This is a genomic window from Microbacterium sp. AG238 (assembly GCF_003610405.1).
Classification (GTDB): domain Bacteria; phylum Actinomycetota; class Actinomycetes; order Actinomycetales; family Microbacteriaceae; genus Microbacterium.
Window position 1 is genome coordinate 1,578,742 of sequence record NZ_RAQC01000001.1, and the last position, 18,420, is coordinate 1,597,161.

Here is an 18,420-nt window from a genome sequence, read left to right on the forward strand (position 1 = left end):
TACACAGAGGCACGCTCGCAGCTCGAAAGTGATCGGATTCGATGTGAGCGTATACAGAAACCGCAGTCGGCCGGCCCCCGGTACCCTTGCCCGAGTGAGTTCCGACCGATACACCGTGGCCACCGACGGCGCCTGCAAGGGCAATCCCGGACCGACCGGCTGGGCCTGGGTCGGCGAGGACGGTCACTGGGCCGCGGGAGCGATCCCGCAGGGCACGAACAACATCGGTGAGCTTCTCGGGCTGCTGAAGGCGATCGAGGACCACCCCGACGTCCGCGAGCTCGTCGTCCAGGCCGACTCCAAGTACGCCATCGACACGTACGCGTCGTGGATGGACGGCCACCGTCGTCGCGGCTGGAAGACCTCGACCGGCGCGCCGACGAAGAACCGCGACATCCTCGAGCAGCTCATCGCCGCCCGCGATGCCCGTCGGGCGCGCGGCCTGCCCGACGTCATCCTCGAACACGTCCGCGGGCACCGCGGTCATGTCCTGAACGAGTGGGCCGACGAGCGAGCCGTGCGCGGCGCCGAGCACGCCGCGAAGGGCACCGCCAGCGCCTGGTCGTCGCTCGGCGGGCTGCACGAGAAGCTCGACGTCTCGGAAGCGCCGAGGAAGAAGCGCTGACGGGCGCAGCGCGGATCAATCGCGCCGGCGCCACCGCACGCTCGCGACGATCGCGTCGCAGACGAGCTCCATCGCATCGATACCGTCGTCGGGGATCTCCGTCCCGTCGACACCGTGGAGGATCGTCGACCGGAAGACGAGCGCGCGCTTCTTCTCGTCGGGCACGCGGACGAGATAGCCGTGACCCGCCGTGCGCACTTCCGCACCCTCGATCGTGGAGGTCTTCGCCGCAGACCACTTCAAGATCGTCCCGCGCTCGTCGAGCGGTCGAGCCCGGTAGCGCTGCACCATCGTCGCGCCCAGGTCGGAGGCCGTCGCCCCCGCGGGTGCGACGAGCCACGAGGCGACGAGCGACACCGGGATCGCCTCGTCCTCACCGACCTGCGACGGCGAGAAGACGCGGATGACGTCGGCGCGCGTCGCCTCGGCGCGGGCAGAGGCCACCGCCTCGCGCAGCGCCGCCAGCGCAGCCCCTCGGGAAGCGACCGGAAGCGCGGCGACGGCGGCGTCGACACGCTCGTCCACCGATGCGAGATCGGGCGCGTGGGCCTCCCAGCCGGTGGGCAGGAGCACCGCGAACGACGGGTCGCTCACGGTCTCACCGATCAGCTCCGCGCGCAGCGACATGAGGGTTCCTTCCGTCGGGGGTGCCAGCCTATCGAGCCGGCTGTGTCAGACCGCATCGCGCATCACCGTCATCGTCCCGGCCGCCTCCGGACCTGGACCGACGCACGGCCTCGGACCCGAGGTCACGAACCGCGTCTGACGCGCGATCAGCGCCTTTATGTGGTCGTCCGAAACCGCGTGCATGCCAGCCCTCAGACTTCACCCCTCATGACCTCGGGCACCCACGTTGCCAGCAGCGCGTCGATGATCACCGAACCCGCCGGGGTGCGCGGCGGCACGGGTTCGAGCGTGATCCCCCGCGCCGCGATCTCCGCCAGCACCGTGTCGCGAAGTGCCACGATGCGATCCGCTGTCGCGGCATCGAGAGCCGCTTCCGTCTCGGCGCGAAGCCGGAGGCCGACCGCCTCGACCTCCGGCTTCGTCTCGGCGAGGGCGACGTTCTCCGCGGTGTCGACGAGCTCGGTGTCGGCGGAATCCCGAGCACGTGCGACGAGCACACCGACGAGGCCGGCGACCCCGATCGCCGCTGTCACCAGCAGGATCATCGCCGTCGTGTCCCAGCCGCGTCCGACAGTGAACACCGCGGCGAGGACGAGCCCCACCGTGGCGACGCCGTGAAGCCGGATGACGGCGCGGTTCAGCGCCCGTCCTCGCGCAGCGATCATGACGACGATGCAGGCGAGGGCGGCGAGCCCCGACAGGGTGACGACTGTGGCCACGGTGTCAGCGGGATCGAAGCGCAGGCCGCTCGAGAGCACTGCCGCGACCGCGGCGCACAGGGCTCCCACGAGCAGGACCATGAGCGGCCAGCCGCCTGGTCGGCGCGAACCGTGCCGCTCCCGCAGACCGGCCCTTACCGATCTCCGGGCAGCGTCTGCCGCGTCGCGGGCCTCCGTCCACAGGCGCATGGCGAGATCCCGCTCGCCGACCGCCGTGAACGCCGCGAGCTCGACAGTGCGAGGCTCCACATTTCGCGGGAGAGCCGGCGCGATCTCAGCGTGCACCGCGGCGAGCTGTTCGGACCATTGCGCTTCGATCATCATGCCGCAGCTCCCGACAGGGAGAGAGTCGAGAGCACCCGCTCGGCCAGGACGTGAGCAGCCGCCGCGGCAAGTGGCACCAATGGGGTCAACGCCGCCACGACGCATCGCCCCTCGAGATCGAGGACATACACCGTCGAAATCGTCTGCGCCACAACGACCGAGTCATCGCCCACCACGGGATCGAGGACCGTCGCGCGCCACCCGCGAACCACGCCCCACGAGACCGTCGCGAGCTCAGCTCCCCAGGGCGAGGGCACAAGGGCCTCCGCGATCTCTTTCGCTCCGGCTGCCGTCGACGGAGCCGGGGCATCTCCGAGCCCGAGGACGCCCAGCATCCCGAAGATGCCGGAAGCGGGCACCGAGAGCAGCAGCGCGACGCTCAGCTCACTTCCCAGACGCGCATACAGAGCGAGCCGTGCCGCATCTTCGACGCGTTGCGCAGAGTCGGCAGGAACTCCCTCCAGCCGTGCCGCGATCCACGCGTCGGCGTCGGCGATCGTGTCGGGGACGCGACTCCAGATCGACGGGTCCGCCCGGAGCGCGAGGTCGGAGACGAGTGGCATGACGGTTCCTCCCGGAATCCGAGGATGTGGCAGCTGCCGAGCCTAGCGCGATAGCGAGGCGAGGCGTTCGCTGCCGTCCTTGAGAATGCCCATGACGTCGAGCATGACGTCGACGGAGCCACCGAGCGCCTCGGGCAGGTTGGTCGGATTGCCGGCGAGCGCGTTCCAGCCCGCTCGCCATCCGCCGACGAGACGGGTCTCCTGCATGACGTACGCGGGGAACTGCAGCACGCGCATCATGTTTTGAGAGTTGAGGCCGTGCACCGTGAACAGATCGGGGATCCGGCCGACGAGGAACCGGTTGAGCGAGCTGTGGAGATCGACGAATTCGCTGCCCCCTAACCGGAACGCACCGCTCAGGCGCGGGAACCGAGCGCTCACGTTCGCGAACTCGGCGAGGTTGCCGAGCTTGGCGAGCTTGCCGAAGGGGATGATGCCGACGGCGGCGAAGGCGACGCTCTGCCAGTCACCGCGGCCCGCGTTGAGCTTGGCGATCTCGCCGAGAAGGCTGAGCACACCTGCGACGGTGGCGAGCACACCGGCCAGGAGCGCGAGCGGCCCGGTGAAGACGAACGCGACGATCAGCAGAATCACGCCTACCACGAGGAGCACGTCGAGCATCGCCTCGACGAACGGCATCGAGTTGTCCCAGAAGCTGTCGGACACGCCGTTGGCGTTGGTGTGCTCGAGGCTGTTGACGGCGGTGTCGTAGGCCGACTCCCACGTCTCGACGGGGGCGTCGTAGGTTCCCCAGTAGGCCTCCCACGACGACACCGCGGCGTCGAACGCGGCCTGCGCACCGGCGGTACTGGGCCGCGTGCCGGTCTGCTCGACGTCGGGATGCAGGCGTTCCTGGGTGTCGAACTCGTGCTGGTCGGATTCCGCGCCACTCAGGGCGCGCGATGCCTCGTTGACCTCGGGCCACGTCCGGTTCGCGCCATCGACCCGCCAGTCGCTGTCGGCCTGGACGGTGCTGAGCGCGGTCGCATACGCCGCCAGCGCGGTGCCGCTGGGTCGGTACCGGCGTGCCGCCGTCTGGAGGTCTTCGTAGACCTCCTTCGCCTGCTCGCGGACCGCCTCGAACGATTCGCCTCGGCCCACCGTGCCGTCGGCGAACCGCTGGAGGGTCGCCGCCGCGCGGGCCATCTTGTCGCCGAGCGACTCGATGTCGGCCGCCCGCGTGCTGATCACACCGGGGTTCCCCTCGATCTTGCGGACCCGTCGTCCGCCCGGCGTCGAGGGCATCTCCTCGCGGGAGTAGATGTACGAGTTCTCGGTCATTCGGCGGACTCCATGCTCTGTGCGAGTTCCAGATCGGCCTGCTCCCAGCCCTCGCGGGCGTCATCGAGCCGCTTCTTCATCTCTTCGAGGTTGCGGCGCTGCGTCTCGCGTTTGTCGTCCCATTCCGACTCGAAGTCCTCGGCGGCACGGGCGAGACGGCTGTCACCCTGCGGGTTGCCGATCGCACCCACCAGATCACTGGTACGCGAGCCAGCCTCCTCGAACTCGGCAATGATCTCGTGCAGCGCGTCGCTGAGCGCTTGCATCGAGTCGAGCGGAATCTCTACGCCGTCGGCCATCACGATCCTCCCCAGGTCGTCGTGGAACAGCATAGGAACACTCGGGTGGTCACGGCGATGGGGAGTTCTCCCCATGCACGAGATCGGCGAGCCGATCGAGCGCCGGCCGCTGTCCCTTCACGAGCAGTTCGCGGGCACGGCCGAGGTCGACCCACTCGACGCGGTCGACCTCCGGAAAGGATGCCGTACGGCCCGACCGCGGCGGCCACTCCATCTCGAACTCGCCGAAAACCGCACCCGAGACGTCGAACTCCGCGCCATCGACGACGAAGACCGTGACCCGTTTGCCCGACGAGTACGAGAAGGTGCCGAGCTCGGCATACTCGCCGTCGGGCGCCTCGAGCCCGAGCTCCTCGCGGAACTCGCGTCGCGCGGCATCCAGCGCCGCCTCGCCGTCGGGGTCGTACTCGCCCTTCACGATCGACCAGGCCCCGGCATCCTTGGCCGACCAGAACGGCCCGCCCATGTGCGCGACGAGCGCCGACACCGTGCCGTCCGCAGCGATGCGGTAGGGCAGGATGCCGGCGCTCGTCGTGACCACGATCAGGCGGAATCAGGCCGGGCGCGTCTTCGGCGAGACCTTGTCGGTCTCGGCCGGGTCGGTCACCGCGACGCCGGCGAGGGCGTCGTTGATCGCGTCGTACGCCGACTGCTCGAGCTTCACGCCCGAGGCCTTGACGGTGTCCTCCAGCTGCTCGGGGCGCGAGGCGCCGACAAGCGCCGCCGCGACGTTCTCGTTGTGCAGCACCCACGCGAGCGAGAGCTGCGCGACAGTGAGGCCCGCCTCGTCGGCGATCGGCTTCAGCTTCTGGACGGCCGTGAGCACCTCGTCGTTCAGGAAGCGCTTGATGAAGTTCGCGCCGCTCTTCTCATCGGTCGCGCGCGACCCCTCGGGCACGGGCTGGCCGGGCTGGTACTTCCCGGTCAGCACGCCCTGCGCGAGCGGCGACCAGACGATCTGAGAAATGCCGAGCTCCTGCGAGGCGGGGATGACCTTGCCCTCGATGACGCGCCAGAGCGCCGAGTACTGCGGCTGGTTCGAGACGAGCTGGAACCCGAGCTTCGTCGCGAGGGCGTGGCCCTCGCGAAGCTGCTCCGCCGTCCACTCGCTGACGCCGATGTAGAGCGCCTTGCCCTGGCGGACGATGTCGGCGAAGGCCTGCATCGTCTCTTCGAGCGGCGTCTCGTAGTCGTACCGGTGCGCCTGATAGAGGTCGACGTAATCGACGCCGAGGCGGCGGAGCGACCCGTTGATGCTGTCGAAGATGTGCTTGCGCGAGAGCCCCTGGTCGTTCGGTCCCTTGCGGCCGGTCGGCCAGTACACCTTCGTGAAGATCTCGAGCGTCTCGCGCGGCTGACCCTTCAGCGCCTCGCCGAGCACGACCTCCGCGGCCGTGTTGGCGTACGCGTCTGCGGTGTCGAACGAGGTGATGCCGAGGTCCAGCGCCTTGTGGACGGTCGCGATGGCCGCGTCGTTCTCCACCTGCGACGCGTGCGTCACCCAGTTGCCGTACGTGATCTCCGAGACCTTGAATCCACTGTTGCCGAGGTAGCGATACTCAACCATGGGAAAACGCTACCTCGCGGTGGACGCGCACGGGCCGGAGTTGCGTCTTATGACCTCAACCGGCGGGAACGGTGTCGGCCGCGCGCTGGTCGTCCTCGGTCGCGACGAGCTGACCGCACGCGCCGTCGATCTCCTTGCCGCGGGTGTCGCGGAGGGTCGTCGGGATGCCGGCCTCGTTGAGCCGTCGCACGAACTCGTCCTGCACCTCGGGCTCGGACGAGGTCCAGATCGAACCGGGCGTCGGGTTCAGCGGGATCGGGTTCACATGGACCCAGCCGCGGCCCCGGGCGTTCAGCTTCTCGGCCAGGAGATCCGCTCGCCAGGCGTGGTCGTTCATGTCCTTGATGAGGGCGTACTCGATCGACACGCGCCGGCCGGTCTGGTCGAAGTAGGCCTTGGCGGCGTCGAGCGCCTCGTCGACCTTCCACCGCGAGTTGACGGGGATGAGCTCGTCGCGCAGCTGGTCGTCGGGGGCGTGCAGCGAGAGGGCGAAGGTGACGGGGATGTCCTCCTTCGTCAGTTTCTGGATCGCCGGCACGAGTCCGACCGTCGACACCGTGATGCCGCGCGCGCTCATGCCGATGCCGTGGTCCTTGTCGACCATCGTGCGCACGGCCTGCATGACGCGCGCGTAGTTCGCGAGCGGCTCACCCATGCCCATGAACACGATGTTCGTGACGCGTTCGCCCTCATGACCCACCTTGCGGGGGTCGCCGAGGCCGCCGTCGGCGATGAGGCGGTTGGCGCGGACGACCTGCTCGACGATCTCGGCGGCCGACATGTTGCGGGTCAGACCCGCCTGGCCGGTCGCGCAGAACGGGCAGTTCATGCCGCAGCCGGCCTGGCTCGACACGCACAGCGTGATGCGGCCGGTGTAGCGCATGAGCACCGACTCGACGAGGGCGCCGTCGTGGAGCTTCCACAGGAACTTGATGGTGTCGCCGCGGTCGGTCTCGAGCCGGCGCACCTCCGTCAGCAGCGGCGGCAGCAGACCCGCGATGAGCTCGTCGCGCCCCGCGGCAGGCAGGTCGGTCATCTCCGCGGCGTCGGAGGTGAAGTGCCGGAAGTAGTGCTTCTCGATCTGCTTGGCACGGAAGCCGGGCATGCCGAGCTCCTTCACCTTCTCGACGCGCTGCTCGGGCGTGAGGTCGGCGAGGTGGACCGGCGGCTTGCCACGCTTCGGGCTCGCGAACTGCAGCAGCGGACGACCCCTCTCATCCTTCTGCTGCGACCAGCCCTCGGTCGCCGGACGCACCTGACGCGGCTTGGTGGAGCGCACGGGCGTCGAGGTCTCGCGCACGGACGACGCGGTCTCGCGCACGGGCTCTGAGTCGGTCATATGATCCAGGGTACCGGCGCCGGCTGCGCGAAGGCTGGCCGCCGGCATTCGCCGTGCCCGGCGACCGCATCTCCTCAGCTCTAGACTTCAGCCATGGACCTCGACGACGTCGCCCCGCCCCCGCGCGGCACCGTCGTGCACAAAGTGCTGAACAACAACGTCGTCATCACCGTCGACGAGCACGGCCGCGAGCGCGTGCTCATGGGGCGCGGGCTCGGATTCCAGTTGAAGCCGTCCGACACCCTCGACCCCGACAAGGTCGAGAAGACGTTCATCCTCGACGCCGGGGATGCCGGCGAGCGCGAGCGCCAGCTGCTCACCGACGTTCCCTACCCGGTCGTCGAAGCCGTCACGCGCGCCGTCGACGAGGCCGAGCGCCGTCTCGGCCACCACCTCGACCGGTTCTTCACGATGGCCGTCATCGACCACATCCAGTTCGTGCTCGAACGCCTCGACAACGGCATCCGCATCCCGGCGACGAACATGCCCGAGCTCCGCGTGCTGCACCCGCACGAGTTCTCCGCGGCGCAGCGCATGGCTACCGCCATCTCCGAGTCGCTCGACCGTGAGCTGCCCGCCGAAGAGGCGGTCTTCCTGACGATGCACCTGCTCAACGCGACCCGCGACGAGCCCAACGGCACAGCGGCCCTGCTCTTCCGGCGGCTGCAGCACGTCGTCATGACGGTCGAGAACGGTCTCGGCGTCAAGCTCGACACCGACAGCCCCGACTACGCGCGTTTCATCCTGCACATCCAGTTCCTGCTCCAACGCCTGGTGTCCAAGACGATGCTGCGCAGCGCCGACACGTCGTTCTTCGAGTTCGCCAAGCACAGCTATCCGCGCTCGTACGCGATCGCCGAAGAGGTCAAGGCGTACGTCCGCGCGGCCACCGAGTCGGAGCTGACCGACGAGGAGCTGCTGTACGTCATCGTGCACGTCGAGCGCCTCGCGACCCAGGTCGGCGCGAACGCCGCTGGCCAAGACTCCGGTCCCGTGCTACCGTGACCCTCGCAGGGCGTCGCTGCCCTGCGGAAGTCTCCGGATTGTTACCGCGGCAGCGGGCAAAACCTGAACTCACATCGCTTTGATCGGCGGTGAACGAGTTCAGGTTTTTTTGTTGCCCGGAAACACGGATGCGGGGGCTTCCTCCACCCGAGTGCCGCGATGCTGCGGCAGAAAGCGAGCAGTCCCGATGGATTACTCGAAGACCGCGGCCGGCGTCCTGGAGGGCGTCGGCGGCGAGGCGAACGTGAACTCCCTCGTCCACTGCGCGACGCGTCTGCGTTTCGTGCTGAAGGACGAGTCGAAGGCGAACACCGCCGCCGTCAAGGCCGTGCCCGGTGTCGTCACCGTCGCCCAGGCCGGCGGCCAGTACCAGGTCGTCATCGGCAACGACGTGCCCGACGTCTTCGCCGAGATCGGCAAGATCTCGAAGCTCGGCGCCGGCTCCGGCTCCGGCTCCGACGCCGCGGAATCAGAGGGCCCGAAGGGCAACCTCTTCAACCGCTTCATCTCGATGATCTCCGCGATCTTCACGCCGCTGCTGTGGGCCCTGGCGGGCACGGGTCTGCTCAAGGCATTCCTCGCCGCAGCGGTCACCTTCGGCTGGATCACCACCGACAACTCGACCTACGCGGTGCTCAACGCCCTGTCGGACGGCCTCATCAACTTCCTGCCGATGGCGCTCGCCTTCACGGCCGCGCGGTACTTCAAGGCGAACGAATTCACCGCCTTCGCCATCGCGGCGGCGCTGCTCTACCCGACGATCACACCGCTCGTCGGCGTCGAGGGCCTGACGTTCTTCGGCATCCCCTTCACGATGGTCACCTACGTCTCGAGCGTCATCCCGATCATCGTGATCGTGTGGCTGCAGAGCCACGCCGAGAAGTTCCTGTACGCGAAGCTCCCCGGTGCCGTGCGCCGCTTCGTCACCCCGATGATCGTCGTGCTCATCGCCGTGCCGATCGTGTTCGTGGTCATCGGCCCGATCTCCGCGATCCTCAGTGGCGCACTCGGCAACGGCATCGGCTGGGTCTTCGAGAACGCTCCGTGGGCCGGTGGCGCCATCATGGGCGGTTTCTGGCAGGTCTTCGTCATCTTCGGCCTGCACTGGGGTCTCGTGCCGCTGTTCACGCTGGAGTACCAGACCACCGGCCAGATCCTGCTCATCGGCCCGGTCTTCGCAGCCGTCCTCGCGCAGGCCGCCGCGGTCGCCGGTGTCTGGGTGCGCGCGCGCAACAAGAACCTCAAGTCGCTCGCGGCTCCCGCCACGCTGTCGGGCTTCCTGGCCGGAATCACCGAGCCCGCCATCTACGGCATCAACCTGCCCCTCAAGCGCCCCTTCGCCTTCGGCATCGTCGGCGGTGTGATCGGTGGCGCGATCATCGCGATGGGCGGCGTGTTCTCGACTGCGTTCGTCGTACCCTCGGGCCTCGCCCTTCCGGCCCTGTTCGGCAACGGCAACATGGTCATGCTCATCATCGGCCTCGCCGCCGCGATCATCATCCCGTTCCTGCTCACCGCCATCGTCGGATTCACGGAGCCCGAAGAGGATGCCGCGCCGTCGGCCGCTCCCGCCGCGTCCGGCAACGACGTCGTCGTGCTGAGCCCCGTCGACGGCACGGTCGTGCCGCTCAGCGAGACCCCCGATGCGGCCTTCGCCGAGGGCAGCCTCGGTGACGGCGTCGCGATCAAGCCGCGCTCGGGTGCCGTCTACGCCCCCTTCGACGCGGTCGTCGCCGCCGCGTTCCCGACCGGTCACGCGATCGGACTCCGTCACGCCGACGGCGCCGAGGTGCTCATCCACATCGGCATCGACACGGTCAAGCTCGCCGGTGCGCACTTCGACGTCAAGGTCACCACCGGCCAGGAGGTCAAGGCCGGCGCCCTGCTCGTCGAGTTCGACGGCGATGCGATCGAGCGTGCGGGCTACGACCTCACCACGCCGGTCATCGTCACCAACGGCGAGCTGTACCCCGCCCTGACCGACCAGGCGTCCGGCCCGATCGCGCACGGCGAGCCGCTGTTCACGGCGGTCTCGGTCGAGTCCGCGCTCGCGAACTGACCGACGCACCCCGTATGGAGGGGGCGCGGACCCGAACGCGCCCCCCCCCCCCCCCCCCCCCCCACCCCGTCCCGTCACCCTCGGGACAAGCGATACACAGTCCCGCCCACCCGCGGGACAAGCGATACGAAACGAGAGAGAGCCATGAGCACCACCACCTTCCCCGACGGATTCCTCTGGGGCGGCGCGACTGCCGCGAACCAGCTCGAGGGCGCCTACGACGAAGGCGGCAAGGGACTCTCGGTGCAGGACGTCATGCCCCGCGGCATCGTCGGCGCCCGCACCGACGAGCCGACCCCCGACAACCTCAAGCTCGTGGGCATCGACTTCTACCACCGCTACGCCGACGACATCGCCCTCTTCGCCAAGATGGGCTTCAAGACGTTCCGCTTCTCCATCGCCTGGAGCCGCATCTTCCCGAAGGGCGACGAGACCGAGCCGAACGAAGCGGGCCTCGCCTTCTACGACCGCGTGCTCGACGAGCTCGAGAAGCACGGCATCGAGCCGCTCGTCACCATCTCGCACTACGAGACGCCCCTCCACCTCGCCGAGACCTACGACGGATGGACCGACCGCCGGCTCATCGGCTTCTACGAGAACTACGCGCGCACGCTCTTCGAGCGGTACGGCGCACGGGTGAAGTACTGGCTCACCTTCAACGAGATCAACTCGCTTCTTCACGCGCCCTTCATGTCGGGCGGCATCAACACCCCGAAGGACGAGCTGACCGAGCAGCAGCTCTACCAGGCGATGCACCACGAGCTCGTGGCATCCGCCCGTGCGACGCGCATCGCGCGCGAGGTCGCCCCGAGCGCGCAGATCGGATGCATGGTGCTGTCGATGCCCGTGTACCCCCTCTCGCCCTCGCCCGCCGACGCCCTCGAGGTCATGTCGTTCGACCACTCGAACCTCGTCTACGGCGACGTGCACACGCGCGGCGCATACCCCGGGTACTTCCTCCGTACGCTCGCCGAGAAGGGCATCGAGCTCGACATCACCGACGAAGACCGAGACGACCTGACCAACACGGTCGACTTCGTCTCGTTCAGCTACTACATGTCGGTCGCCGCGACCGCCGACCCGGCGAAGAAGGTCACCGGCGAGGGCAACATCATGGGCGGCGTCCCGAACCCCACGCTCGAGGCGAGCGAGTGGGGCTGGCAGATCGACCCCGTGGGCCTGCGCCTCGTGCTCAACCAGTTCTGGGACCGCTGGCAGAAGCCGCTGTTCATCGTCGAGAACGGGCTGGGCGCCAAGGACGAGCTCGTCGAGGTCGACGGTGTCAAGACGGTGGTCGACGACTACCGCATCGCCTACCTCAACGACCACCTCGTGCAGGTCGGCGAGGCGATCGCCGACGGCGTCGAGGTGCTCGGCTACACCTCGTGGGGCTGCATCGACCTCGTCAGCGCCTCGACCGCGCAGCTGAGCAAGCGGTACGGCTTCATCTACGTCGACCGCAACGACGACGGCACCGGTTCGCTCGAGCGCTACGAGAAGAAGTCGTTCGGCTGGTACGCCGAGGTCATCCGCACGAACGGCGCCTCGCTCACTCGCTGAGACGCCGACCCGACCGGGCGCGGTCGCGGGGCCCTCCTTCTGGCCCGCGACCGCGCCCTTTCTCCGCGTCCGAAAGGGATCGAATGACTTCGTCCGACTTCCGCCGCCGCGCCGTGTTCCTCGACGTCGACGGCACGCTTCTGCAAGACGGCACCCATCTGCCCGAGTCCGCCGTCGCCGCCGTCCGCCGTGCCCGCGAGAACGGGCACCTCGTGCTGCTGAGCACCGGCCGCGGCATGGCCGAGCTGCGCGGCCGCATCCTCGACATCGGCTTCGACGGCGCCGTCACCAACGGAGGCGCCTTCGCCGGGGTGGGCGACGAGCTGGTTGTCTCGCGACTCATGACGGCCGCCGAGGTCGCGCGCCTCAGCGCGGCGTTCGAGGCCCGCGGCATCCATTGGTACTTCCAGTCGTTCGACCGCATGTTCGCGAGCCCCGGCCTGCCGGCTCTGCTCGCCGACCGTCTCGAGCGCGACCGCGCCCGCCACATCGAGGACGCGCTGGCCGCCGGGGCCGACCCCGACGAGCTCGAGTTCTTCAGCGTCGGAATGAAGACCTTCGACGACGAGGTCCACTTCTCGGATGCCGAGATCGCCAAGGCCGTCATCCTGGCGCACGACGCTGACGCCGTCGCCGATATGCTCGCCGAGCTCGCCCCCGACTTCGCCGTCGTCTCGGGCACCATCCCCCTGCCCGAGGGCAGCTCGGGCGAAGTGGCGCCGCGCGGCGTGAACAAGGGCGCCGCGATCCTCGAGGTGCTCGCCCACCTCGGCGTCGACCCATCGGACGCGATCGGCATCGGCGACAACTGGAACGACGCCGAGATGTTCGAGGTCTGTGGCACCGCGATCGCGATGGGCAACGCCGCGCCGGAGGTTCAAGCCCTCGCCGACGAGGTCACGACCGCGATCGACGACGACGGCATCCACAACGCCTTCGCGCGACACGGCCTGCTGTGAGCGCCCCCCGTTACGCTGGAGGGGTGACGTCGGAAACTCGCATCATCTTCCTCGACGTCGACGGCACCATCCTCGCGCACGGCGAGACGATCGCCCCCTCGACGATCGCCGCGGTCCGCGCCGCGCGCGAACGCGGGCACCTCGTCTATCTCTGCACGGGACGCGCCGCCGGCGACATCAACCCTCGCGTGCTCGACATCGGCTTCGACGGTGCGATCTCCAACGGCGGCGCCCTCGCGGTCTCCGGCGACGAGACCGTCCTCGCCGAACTGATGCCCCGCACGGCCGTCGAGCGGGTGATGGCCTACTTCGACGAGCAGGGCACGCGGTACTTCATCCAGTCGCACGACGGCGTGTACGCGAGCGAGGGCGTCCGGTCGTTCATCGCGGACTTCATCAGCGAACGCCGTCGCCGTCATGCCGAGGACCTCTCCACCGTCGCCCTCGCCGAGGACGTCGTGGCCGCGCCGCGCTTCGCCCCCGTCGAAGAGGCCGATCTCGACCACATCGCCAAGGCGGTGTTCGTCAGCTCCGACCCCGACGCGGTCGAGAAGACCCAGGCCGCGCTCGGCGAGGAGTTCCACGTCATCCCGGGGAGCATGCCCCTGCCCACCGGCTCGAACGGCGAGGTCGGCATGCGCGGCACGAACAAGGGAACCGGCATCCAGGCGATGCTGACGCACCTCGGCCGAGACGCCGCGGACGCCGTCGGGATCGGCGACAGCTGGAACGACGTCGAGATGTTCGAGGTCTGCGGCACCGCGATCGCGATGGCCGAAGCCGACCCGCAGCTGCAGCAGATCGCCGGCGAGGTCACCACCGGCGTCCTCGACGACGGCATCTGGAACGCCTTCGTCCGCCACGGCATCATCGACCCCGAGACGGCCGCCTGATGGCGCCGGGCGCGGACGACCGCGACATCCGACCCATCGACCCCGCCGACGCCGGCGAGGTGCTGACCCTGCAGCGCGCCGCGTTCGTGTCCGAGGCCCTCATCTACGACGCCGCCGACATGCCGCCGCTCACCCAGACCCTCGACGAGCTTCGTGCCGAGCTGGCGGAGAACCTCGGCTGCGTCGCGGTCGACGACGGTCGCATCGTCGGAGCGGCGCGCGCCCGCCTCGACGGCGAGCTGCTGCTGATCGGCCGCATCGCCATCGCCCCCGACCAGCAGGGGTCGGGCGTGGGCACGGCCCTGCTCGCCGCCGTCGAGGAACGCGGACGGGCGGCCGGTGCGCGCGAGGCCGAGCTGTTCACGGGATCGCTCAGCGAGGCCAACCTGCGCCTGTACGAGCGCGAGGGCTACACCGAGTCCGAGCGCGTGCCGCAGGACGACGGCACCTTCCAGATCTTCCTCCGCAAGCCCCTCTGACCGCGCTCGGGCAGCACATCCCTTCAGTCGAGGAAGACGTCGGGGAACAGCTCCGCGTCCGGTGTTCCGGGGACCGCGGCGTAGCCCGAGAAGTCGGTCACACCGGCGGCCTCGAGGACGTCCTCAACGATCAGGGTCTGCCCCGTGTATTCGCCGGCGGGCTGCACGAGCACCTCGTACGCGGCATCCGCGTATATCTCGGGGGTGCGGCTCGCCGCCATCATCCGCTCGCCGCCGAGGGAATAGCGCACCGCCGCCGTCGCGATCGTCGTCCGCGGCCACAGCGTGTTGGCCGCGATGCCGTCGGCGGCGAACTCCGCGGCGATCCCCAGGGTCGCCATCGTCATGCCGTACTTCGCGAGCGTGTACCCCGTGTGTGCGCCGAGCCACTTCGGCGAGAGGTTCAGTGGCGGAGACAGCGAGAGGATGTGCGGGTTCTCGGCGTCGCGCAGGGCCGGGATCGCCGCTCGCGACAGCAGGAATGTCCCCCGCACGTTGACCGCCTGCATGAGGTCGAAGCGCTTCGTGCCGAGCTCGAGCGTGCCCGACAGGTCGATCGCCGAGGCGTTGTTCACGACGATGTCGATGCCGCCGAACTCGCCCTGCGCCTTCAGCACGGCCTCGGTGATCGAGTCCTCGTCACGCACGTCGCCGACGATCGGCAGGGCTCGGCCGCCCGCCTCGACGATCGCGGCGGCGGCGGTGTGCACGGTGCCTTCGAGCTTCGGATGCGGCTGGTCCGTCTTGGCGAGCAGCGCGATGTTGGCACCATCGCGCGCGGCACGCAGCGCGATGGCCAGGCCGATGCCGCGGCTGCCGCCCGACATCAGCAGGGTCTTGCCCGCGAGGGGCTTCGCGTCGGTCATGAGGTCTCCTCGGTTCGGGTACGGCGTGCGGATGCGGCGGCGAACGCGTCGATGCGCATTCGCGCCTCGTCGGTGTCGAAGCGCGCGCCGATCGTCCGCGCCTCGTCGTCGAGGTTCTCGGCGAACGACCGCGCGGCGCCGTCGCGGACGAGACGTTTGGCCTGTCCGAAGGCGCGCGTCGCGCCCGCCAGCCACGAGTCGGCCAGGGCCTGCGCCCGGGCGGCGGGGTCGTCGGCCACCTCGGCCACCAAGCCCCAGTCGAGCGCGGCCGCGGCGTCGAGCGCGGTGTCGTGGAGCAGCAGCTGCAGCGCGCGGCGCTGACCGATCGCGGCGGGCAGCAGCGTCGAGACCCCCAGATCGGGCGTGAGGCCGATGTTGGCGTACTTGCTGACGAAGACCGCCGACGGCGACGCGACGATGTAGTCGGCGACCAGCATGATGCCGAGGCCTCCCCCGGCGACCGCGCCCTGCACCGCGGCGACGATCGGCACCGCCGCGCCCGTCAGCGACGCGATGCCGTCGTGGATGATGCGGGCCGTCTCGGTGACCGCGGCGCCACCCATGCCCGACGTCGACATCGACACGACGTCGCCGCCGGCGCAGAAGGCGCGGCCCGCCGCATCCAGGATCACGGCACCGATCGAGGTGTCGGCGGCGACCTCCGCGGCCACCTCGCGCCAGCGGACCGCCATGTCGGCGTCGACCGCGTTGAGCGATGCCGGGCGGTTCAGCGTGATCCGCGCGAGCGCGCCCTCGCGGCGTAGCAACACCGTGTCGGTTGCGGGTGCAGTGTCGGTTGCGGTTGCAGTGTCGGTTGCGGGTGCAGTGTCGCTCATCGGGGTGCCATTCTGATCGCGCCGTCGAGACGGATCGTCTCGCCGTTGAGGTAGTCGTTGTCGACGATATGGGCGGCGAGCGCGGCGAACTCCTCCGGCGCGCCCAGACGCGGCGGGAACGGAACCTGCTCACCCAGCGAGCGCTGCGCGGCATCCGGCAGCCCCGCCATCATGGGCGTCTGCATGATCCCCGGCGCGATCGTGCAGACGCGGATGCCGTAGCGCGCGAGCTCGCGCGCGATCGGCAGCGTCATCGCGTGCACCCCGCCCTTCGAGGCGGCGTAGGCGGGTTGGCCGATCTGTCCGTCGAAGGCGGCGACGGAGGCGGTGTTGACGATGACGCCACGCGACCCCGTCTCCGTCGGCTCGGTCCGCGCGATCACGGCCGACGCCTGCGCCACGACGTTGTAGGTGCCGACGAGGTTGATCCGGACGATGCGCTCGAAGTCCGCCAGCGGTGTCGGGGCACCCGCACGGTCGAGCACCTTGGCGGGCGGCGCGATCCCGGCGCAGTTGACGACGATGCGCAGCGGCGCCGCGCTACCCGCCGTCTCGACGGCGGCGGCCACCTCACCGGGATCGGTGACATCGGCGGGGGCGAACCGGCCGCCCAGGGCCTCGGCGACCTCGCGCCCGGGCGACCCCGGCAGGTCGACGATCGTGATGTGCGCGCCGCCCGAAGCGAGGCGCCGTGCCGTGGCCGCGCCCAGCCCGCTGGCGCCGCCCGTGATGAGGGCGGAGGCTCCCGCGATCTGCATGTGTTCTCCTTCGAACTCGCCCCTCCACCCTAGAACGCCCGGGGCCGACCTCCGCGCCCGGGCGATCCGAGCACCCTCCGCGCGCCGCGCCGGTGCCGTCGACAGGCTGAACTGCCCCAGACGCACCCCAGCCACCCCGAGAGCCGCTCCGGCCCTGACGACGGAACGCCCAGCCCGGGCGCCGAACCTCCGCGGATCGCCTCCGGCCGACCGGTCTCCGCTCAGGCCGGGCGCCGCTCAGGCCGTCGACCGCGTGTGCCGCGAACAGGCTGAGCTGCCGTTCCACCGCGGCGCGGCAGCGGAACCACCCCACCAACCTGCGGACGGCAACTCGCGCGCGGCGGATGTCGGCCTCGACGGCGAGCGAAGGCGGCAGGATGTGGCTGTGACCCTGCTGCCCCCGGACGCGCCCGTCCGCGCCGACATCGCAGCGCGACTGCGACGGCTTACCGCCGGCACCGCCGCGACCCCGCTCTGGCGCAACGCCATCGGGGGTATCACGCTCGGCACCGACGACGGCCGTGTCGTCAAGGTCGGCCCGCGGAACGCCGAGACCTCGATGCGAGTCGAGTCGGAGCGCCTGCGATGGGCTGCGCCGTTCACGTCGGTTCCCGAGGTCATCGAGACCGGCGAGGACGGCGACGTCGAGTGGCTCGTCACCCGCACTCTCCCCGGCCGGTCGGCCGTCGATCCCCGGTGGCTCGCCGATCCCGCGACCGCGGTGCGGGCGGTCGGCGAGGGACTCCGCGCCCTCCACGACGCCCTGCCGGTCGCCGACTGCCCCTACGACTGGAGCGTCGCGCACCGGCTGCGAAACGCCGAGGCCCGGGGCATCGCCGTGCCGGCATCCCTCCGCGACGCACCCGAGCCCGACCTCCTCGTGGTCTGCCACGGCGACGCCTGCTGCCCCAACACCCTGGTCGGTGACGACGGACGCTGGCTCGCCCACGTCGACCTCGGGGCGCTCGGCGTCGCCGACCGCTGGGCCGACATCGCGGTGGCCTCGATGAGCACCGAGTGGAACTACGGCCCCGGCTGGGAGGACGCGCTCATCGACGCCTACGGGATCGCCCCCGACGCCGACCGTCTGGCCTACTATCGGTCGCTGTGGAACGAGACCTGACCTGGCGGATCGTCGACGTCGCCTACAGCGATCCGCGCGCACGCGACCTGCGCCGACAGCTCGACGACGATCTCGGCGCGCGCTACGACGGATTCCACGGCGACGAACCCGACGAGCGACGCCGTGCCCGCGCCCGCGCGCTCGCGACGCACCCCGATGAGATCGTCACGACCCTGATCGCCCTCGCCGCCCGGGCCGGCTCCGCAGACACCCCCGCGGGGCACGTCATCCTCCGCCGACTCGGCGACGAATGGGAGATCAAGCGCCTCATCGTGACCGCGGACTTTCGCGGCGTCGGCATCGCGCGCGGACTCATGTCGGCAGCCCTCGATGCCGCCCGCAACGATGGTGCCGAGCGGGTCATCCTCCAGACCGGACTCCAGCAGCCCGAGTCGATCGCGCTCTACACGTCGATGGGGTTCAGCCGCATCCCGGTCTATGAGCCCTACGCCGAGACGATGCCGCGCTCGGTGTGCTTCGCCCTCCCCCTCTGACGGGACCGCTCTGACACGACGCGGCCCCCGGGCCGGAAAGCTCG

At 69.9% G+C, this 18,420-nt stretch carries 20 protein-coding genes; 9 read left to right on the forward strand and 11 right to left on the reverse strand.

Annotated elements, in window-relative coordinates:
* Positions 1–94 precede the first annotated feature (94 nt).
* Positions 95–625: a ribonuclease H gene (locus DEU36_RS07365; RefSeq protein ID WP_120263576.1), complete on the forward strand. Its 531-nt coding sequence runs from the start codon at positions 95–97 to the stop codon at positions 623–625.
* Positions 626–640: 15 nt separating this feature from the next.
* Here the strand turns inward: DEU36_RS07365 and DEU36_RS07370 are convergent, their stop codons facing one another.
* The 8 genes from DEU36_RS07370 to rlmN all read right to left on the reverse strand — a co-directional run bounded on the left by DEU36_RS07370 (position 641) and on the right by rlmN (position 7,344).
* Positions 641–1,252: a hypothetical protein gene (locus DEU36_RS07370; protein ID WP_120263577.1), complete on the reverse strand. Its 612-nt coding sequence runs from the start codon at positions 1,250–1,252 to the stop codon at positions 641–643.
* 191 nt (positions 1,253–1,443) lie between these two features.
* The gene (locus tag DEU36_RS07375) at positions 1,444–2,295 is read right to left on the reverse strand and encodes a hypothetical protein (RefSeq protein ID WP_120263578.1); all 852 of its coding nucleotides are present in this window, start codon (positions 2,293–2,295) and stop codon (positions 1,444–1,446) included.
* Positions 2,292–2,858 (reverse strand): hypothetical protein, encoded by a 567-nt coding sequence (locus DEU36_RS07380; RefSeq protein ID WP_120263579.1) that lies wholly within the window; start codon positions 2,856–2,858, stop codon positions 2,292–2,294. The genes DEU36_RS07375 and DEU36_RS07380 overlap by 4 nt, the downstream gene beginning before the upstream one ends.
* Positions 2,859–2,900: 42 nt before the next feature.
* Positions 2,901–4,139 carry a hypothetical protein gene (locus DEU36_RS07385; RefSeq protein WP_120263580.1) on the reverse strand — a complete coding sequence of 413 codons (1,239 nt, stop codon included), beginning with the start codon at positions 4,137–4,139 and terminating at the stop codon, positions 2,901–2,903.
* Positions 4,136–4,471, reverse strand: coding sequence for a hypothetical protein (locus tag DEU36_RS07390; RefSeq protein ID WP_120263581.1), 336 nt, complete (start codon positions 4,469–4,471; stop codon positions 4,136–4,138). The genes DEU36_RS07385 and DEU36_RS07390 overlap by 4 nt, the downstream gene beginning before the upstream one ends.
* Before the next feature lie 16 nt (positions 4,472–4,487).
* Positions 4,488–4,979 carry an NUDIX domain-containing protein gene (locus DEU36_RS07395; RefSeq protein ID WP_120263582.1) on the reverse strand — a complete coding sequence of 164 codons (492 nt, stop codon included), beginning with the start codon at positions 4,977–4,979 and terminating at the stop codon, positions 4,488–4,490.
* Between the two features lie 12 nt (positions 4,980–4,991).
* Positions 4,992–6,005 (reverse strand): aldo/keto reductase family protein, encoded by a 1,014-nt coding sequence (locus DEU36_RS07400; protein ID WP_120263583.1) that lies wholly within the window; start codon positions 6,003–6,005, stop codon positions 4,992–4,994.
* 55 nt (positions 6,006–6,060) lie between these two features.
* A complete protein-coding gene (rlmN, locus tag DEU36_RS07405) occupies positions 6,061–7,344 on the reverse strand; it encodes a 23S rRNA (adenine(2503)-C(2))-methyltransferase RlmN (RefSeq protein WP_120263584.1) in 1,284 nt (427 codons plus the stop codon).
* A gap of 93 nt (positions 7,345–7,437) precedes the next feature.
* Between rlmN and DEU36_RS07410 the strand changes: the two genes are divergently transcribed.
* The 6 genes from DEU36_RS07410 to DEU36_RS07435 all read left to right on the forward strand — a co-directional run bounded on the left by DEU36_RS07410 (position 7,438) and on the right by DEU36_RS07435 (position 14,299).
* Complete coding sequence (locus tag DEU36_RS07410; protein WP_120263585.1) at positions 7,438–8,349, forward strand: PRD domain-containing protein; 912 nt, start codon at positions 7,438–7,440, stop codon at positions 8,347–8,349.
* A 187-nt stretch (positions 8,350–8,536) separates the two neighbouring features.
* On the forward strand, positions 8,537–10,408 hold the full coding sequence (locus DEU36_RS07415; RefSeq protein ID WP_120263586.1) for a beta-glucoside-specific PTS transporter subunit IIABC: 1,872 nt from the start codon (positions 8,537–8,539) through the stop codon (positions 10,406–10,408).
* A gap of 144 nt (positions 10,409–10,552) precedes the next feature.
* Positions 10,553–11,968, forward strand: a complete 1,416-nt coding sequence (locus DEU36_RS07420; RefSeq protein ID WP_120263587.1) for a glycoside hydrolase family 1 protein — start codon at positions 10,553–10,555, stop codon at positions 11,966–11,968.
* 83 nt (positions 11,969–12,051) lie between these two features.
* A complete protein-coding gene (locus DEU36_RS07425; protein WP_120263588.1) occupies positions 12,052–12,927 on the forward strand; it encodes a Cof-type HAD-IIB family hydrolase in 876 nt (291 codons plus the stop codon).
* Between the two features lie 23 nt (positions 12,928–12,950).
* Positions 12,951–13,820, forward strand: coding sequence for a Cof-type HAD-IIB family hydrolase (locus DEU36_RS07430; RefSeq protein WP_120263589.1), 870 nt, complete (start codon positions 12,951–12,953; stop codon positions 13,818–13,820).
* On the forward strand, positions 13,820–14,299 hold the full coding sequence (locus tag DEU36_RS07435) for a GNAT family N-acetyltransferase (protein ID WP_120263590.1): 480 nt from the start codon (positions 13,820–13,822) through the stop codon (positions 14,297–14,299). Before DEU36_RS07430 ends, DEU36_RS07435 begins: the two co-directional genes overlap by 1 nt.
* 23 nt (positions 14,300–14,322) lie before the next feature.
* Here the strand turns inward: DEU36_RS07435 and DEU36_RS07440 are convergent, their stop codons facing one another.
* From DEU36_RS07440 to DEU36_RS07450, 3 genes are read right to left on the reverse strand one after another with little or no spacing between them, the layout of a single operon-like run.
* Entirely contained in the window at positions 14,323–15,165 is an 843-nt protein-coding gene (locus tag DEU36_RS07440; RefSeq protein ID WP_120263591.1) for an NAD(P)-dependent oxidoreductase, read from the reverse strand.
* Complete coding sequence (locus tag DEU36_RS07445) at positions 15,162–16,001, reverse strand: enoyl-CoA hydratase/isomerase family protein (protein ID WP_120263592.1); 840 nt, start codon at positions 15,999–16,001, stop codon at positions 15,162–15,164. The genes DEU36_RS07440 and DEU36_RS07445 overlap by 4 nt, the downstream gene beginning before the upstream one ends.
* The gene (locus tag DEU36_RS07450) at positions 15,998–16,759 is read right to left on the reverse strand and encodes an SDR family NAD(P)-dependent oxidoreductase (protein ID WP_120263593.1); all 762 of its coding nucleotides are present in this window, start codon (positions 16,757–16,759) and stop codon (positions 15,998–16,000) included. The genes DEU36_RS07445 and DEU36_RS07450 overlap by 4 nt, the downstream gene beginning before the upstream one ends.
* Positions 16,760–17,144: 385 nt before the next feature.
* Between DEU36_RS07450 and DEU36_RS07455 the strand changes: the two genes are divergently transcribed.
* Both DEU36_RS07455 and DEU36_RS07460 read left to right on the forward strand, forming a co-directional pair.
* The gene (locus tag DEU36_RS07455) at positions 17,145–17,882 is read left to right on the forward strand and encodes an aminoglycoside 3'-phosphotransferase (protein WP_259455268.1); all 738 of its coding nucleotides are present in this window, start codon (positions 17,145–17,147) and stop codon (positions 17,880–17,882) included.
* Entirely contained in the window at positions 17,867–18,376 is a 510-nt protein-coding gene (locus tag DEU36_RS07460; RefSeq protein ID WP_120263595.1) for a GNAT family N-acetyltransferase, read from the forward strand. The genes DEU36_RS07455 and DEU36_RS07460 overlap by 16 nt, the downstream gene beginning before the upstream one ends.
* Positions 18,377–18,420 lie beyond the last annotated feature (44 nt).

What these genes read in the sequence shown, in the direction of transcription:
- DEU36_RS07370 (WP_120263577.1), bottom strand. Translation starts at nt 1,252, where the DNA reads ATGTCGCTGCGCGCGGAGCTGATCGGTGAGACCGTGAGCGACCCGTCG.
- DEU36_RS07450 (WP_120263593.1), bottom strand. Translation starts at nt 16,759, where the DNA reads ATGCAGATCGCGGGAGCCTCCGCCCTCATCACGGGCGGCGCCAGCGGG.
- DEU36_RS07415 (WP_120263586.1), top strand. Translation starts at nt 8,537, where the DNA reads ATGGATTACTCGAAGACCGCGGCCGGCGTCCTGGAGGGCGTCGGCGGC.
- DEU36_RS07390 (WP_120263581.1), bottom strand. Translation starts at nt 4,471, where the DNA reads ATGCTGTTCCACGACGACCTGGGGAGGATCGTGATGGCCGACGGCGTA.
- DEU36_RS07440 (WP_120263591.1), bottom strand. Translation starts at nt 15,165, where the DNA reads ATGACCGACGCGAAGCCCCTCGCGGGCAAGACCCTGCTGATGTCGGGC.
- DEU36_RS07425 (WP_120263588.1), top strand. Translation starts at nt 12,052, where the DNA reads ATGACTTCGTCCGACTTCCGCCGCCGCGCCGTGTTCCTCGACGTCGAC.
- DEU36_RS07410 (WP_120263585.1), top strand. Translation starts at nt 7,438, where the DNA reads ATGGACCTCGACGACGTCGCCCCGCCCCCGCGCGGCACCGTCGTGCAC.
- DEU36_RS07385 (WP_120263580.1), bottom strand. Translation starts at nt 4,139, where the DNA reads ATGACCGAGAACTCGTACATCTACTCCCGCGAGGAGATGCCCTCGACG.
- DEU36_RS07445 (WP_120263592.1), bottom strand. Translation starts at nt 16,001, where the DNA reads ATGAGCGACACTGCACCCGCAACCGACACTGCAACCGCAACCGACACT.
- DEU36_RS07380 (WP_120263579.1), bottom strand. Translation starts at nt 2,858, where the DNA reads ATGCCACTCGTCTCCGACCTCGCGCTCCGGGCGGACCCGTCGATCTGG.
- DEU36_RS07435 (WP_120263590.1), top strand. Translation starts at nt 13,820, where the DNA reads ATGGCGCCGGGCGCGGACGACCGCGACATCCGACCCATCGACCCCGCC.
- DEU36_RS07420 (WP_120263587.1), top strand. Translation starts at nt 10,553, where the DNA reads ATGAGCACCACCACCTTCCCCGACGGATTCCTCTGGGGCGGCGCGACT.
- rlmN (WP_120263584.1), bottom strand. Translation starts at nt 7,344, where the DNA reads ATGACCGACTCAGAGCCCGTGCGCGAGACCGCGTCGTCCGTGCGCGAG.
- DEU36_RS07400 (WP_120263583.1), bottom strand. Translation starts at nt 6,005, where the DNA reads ATGGTTGAGTATCGCTACCTCGGCAACAGTGGATTCAAGGTCTCGGAG.
- DEU36_RS07375 (WP_120263578.1), bottom strand. Translation starts at nt 2,295, where the DNA reads ATGATGATCGAAGCGCAATGGTCCGAACAGCTCGCCGCGGTGCACGCT.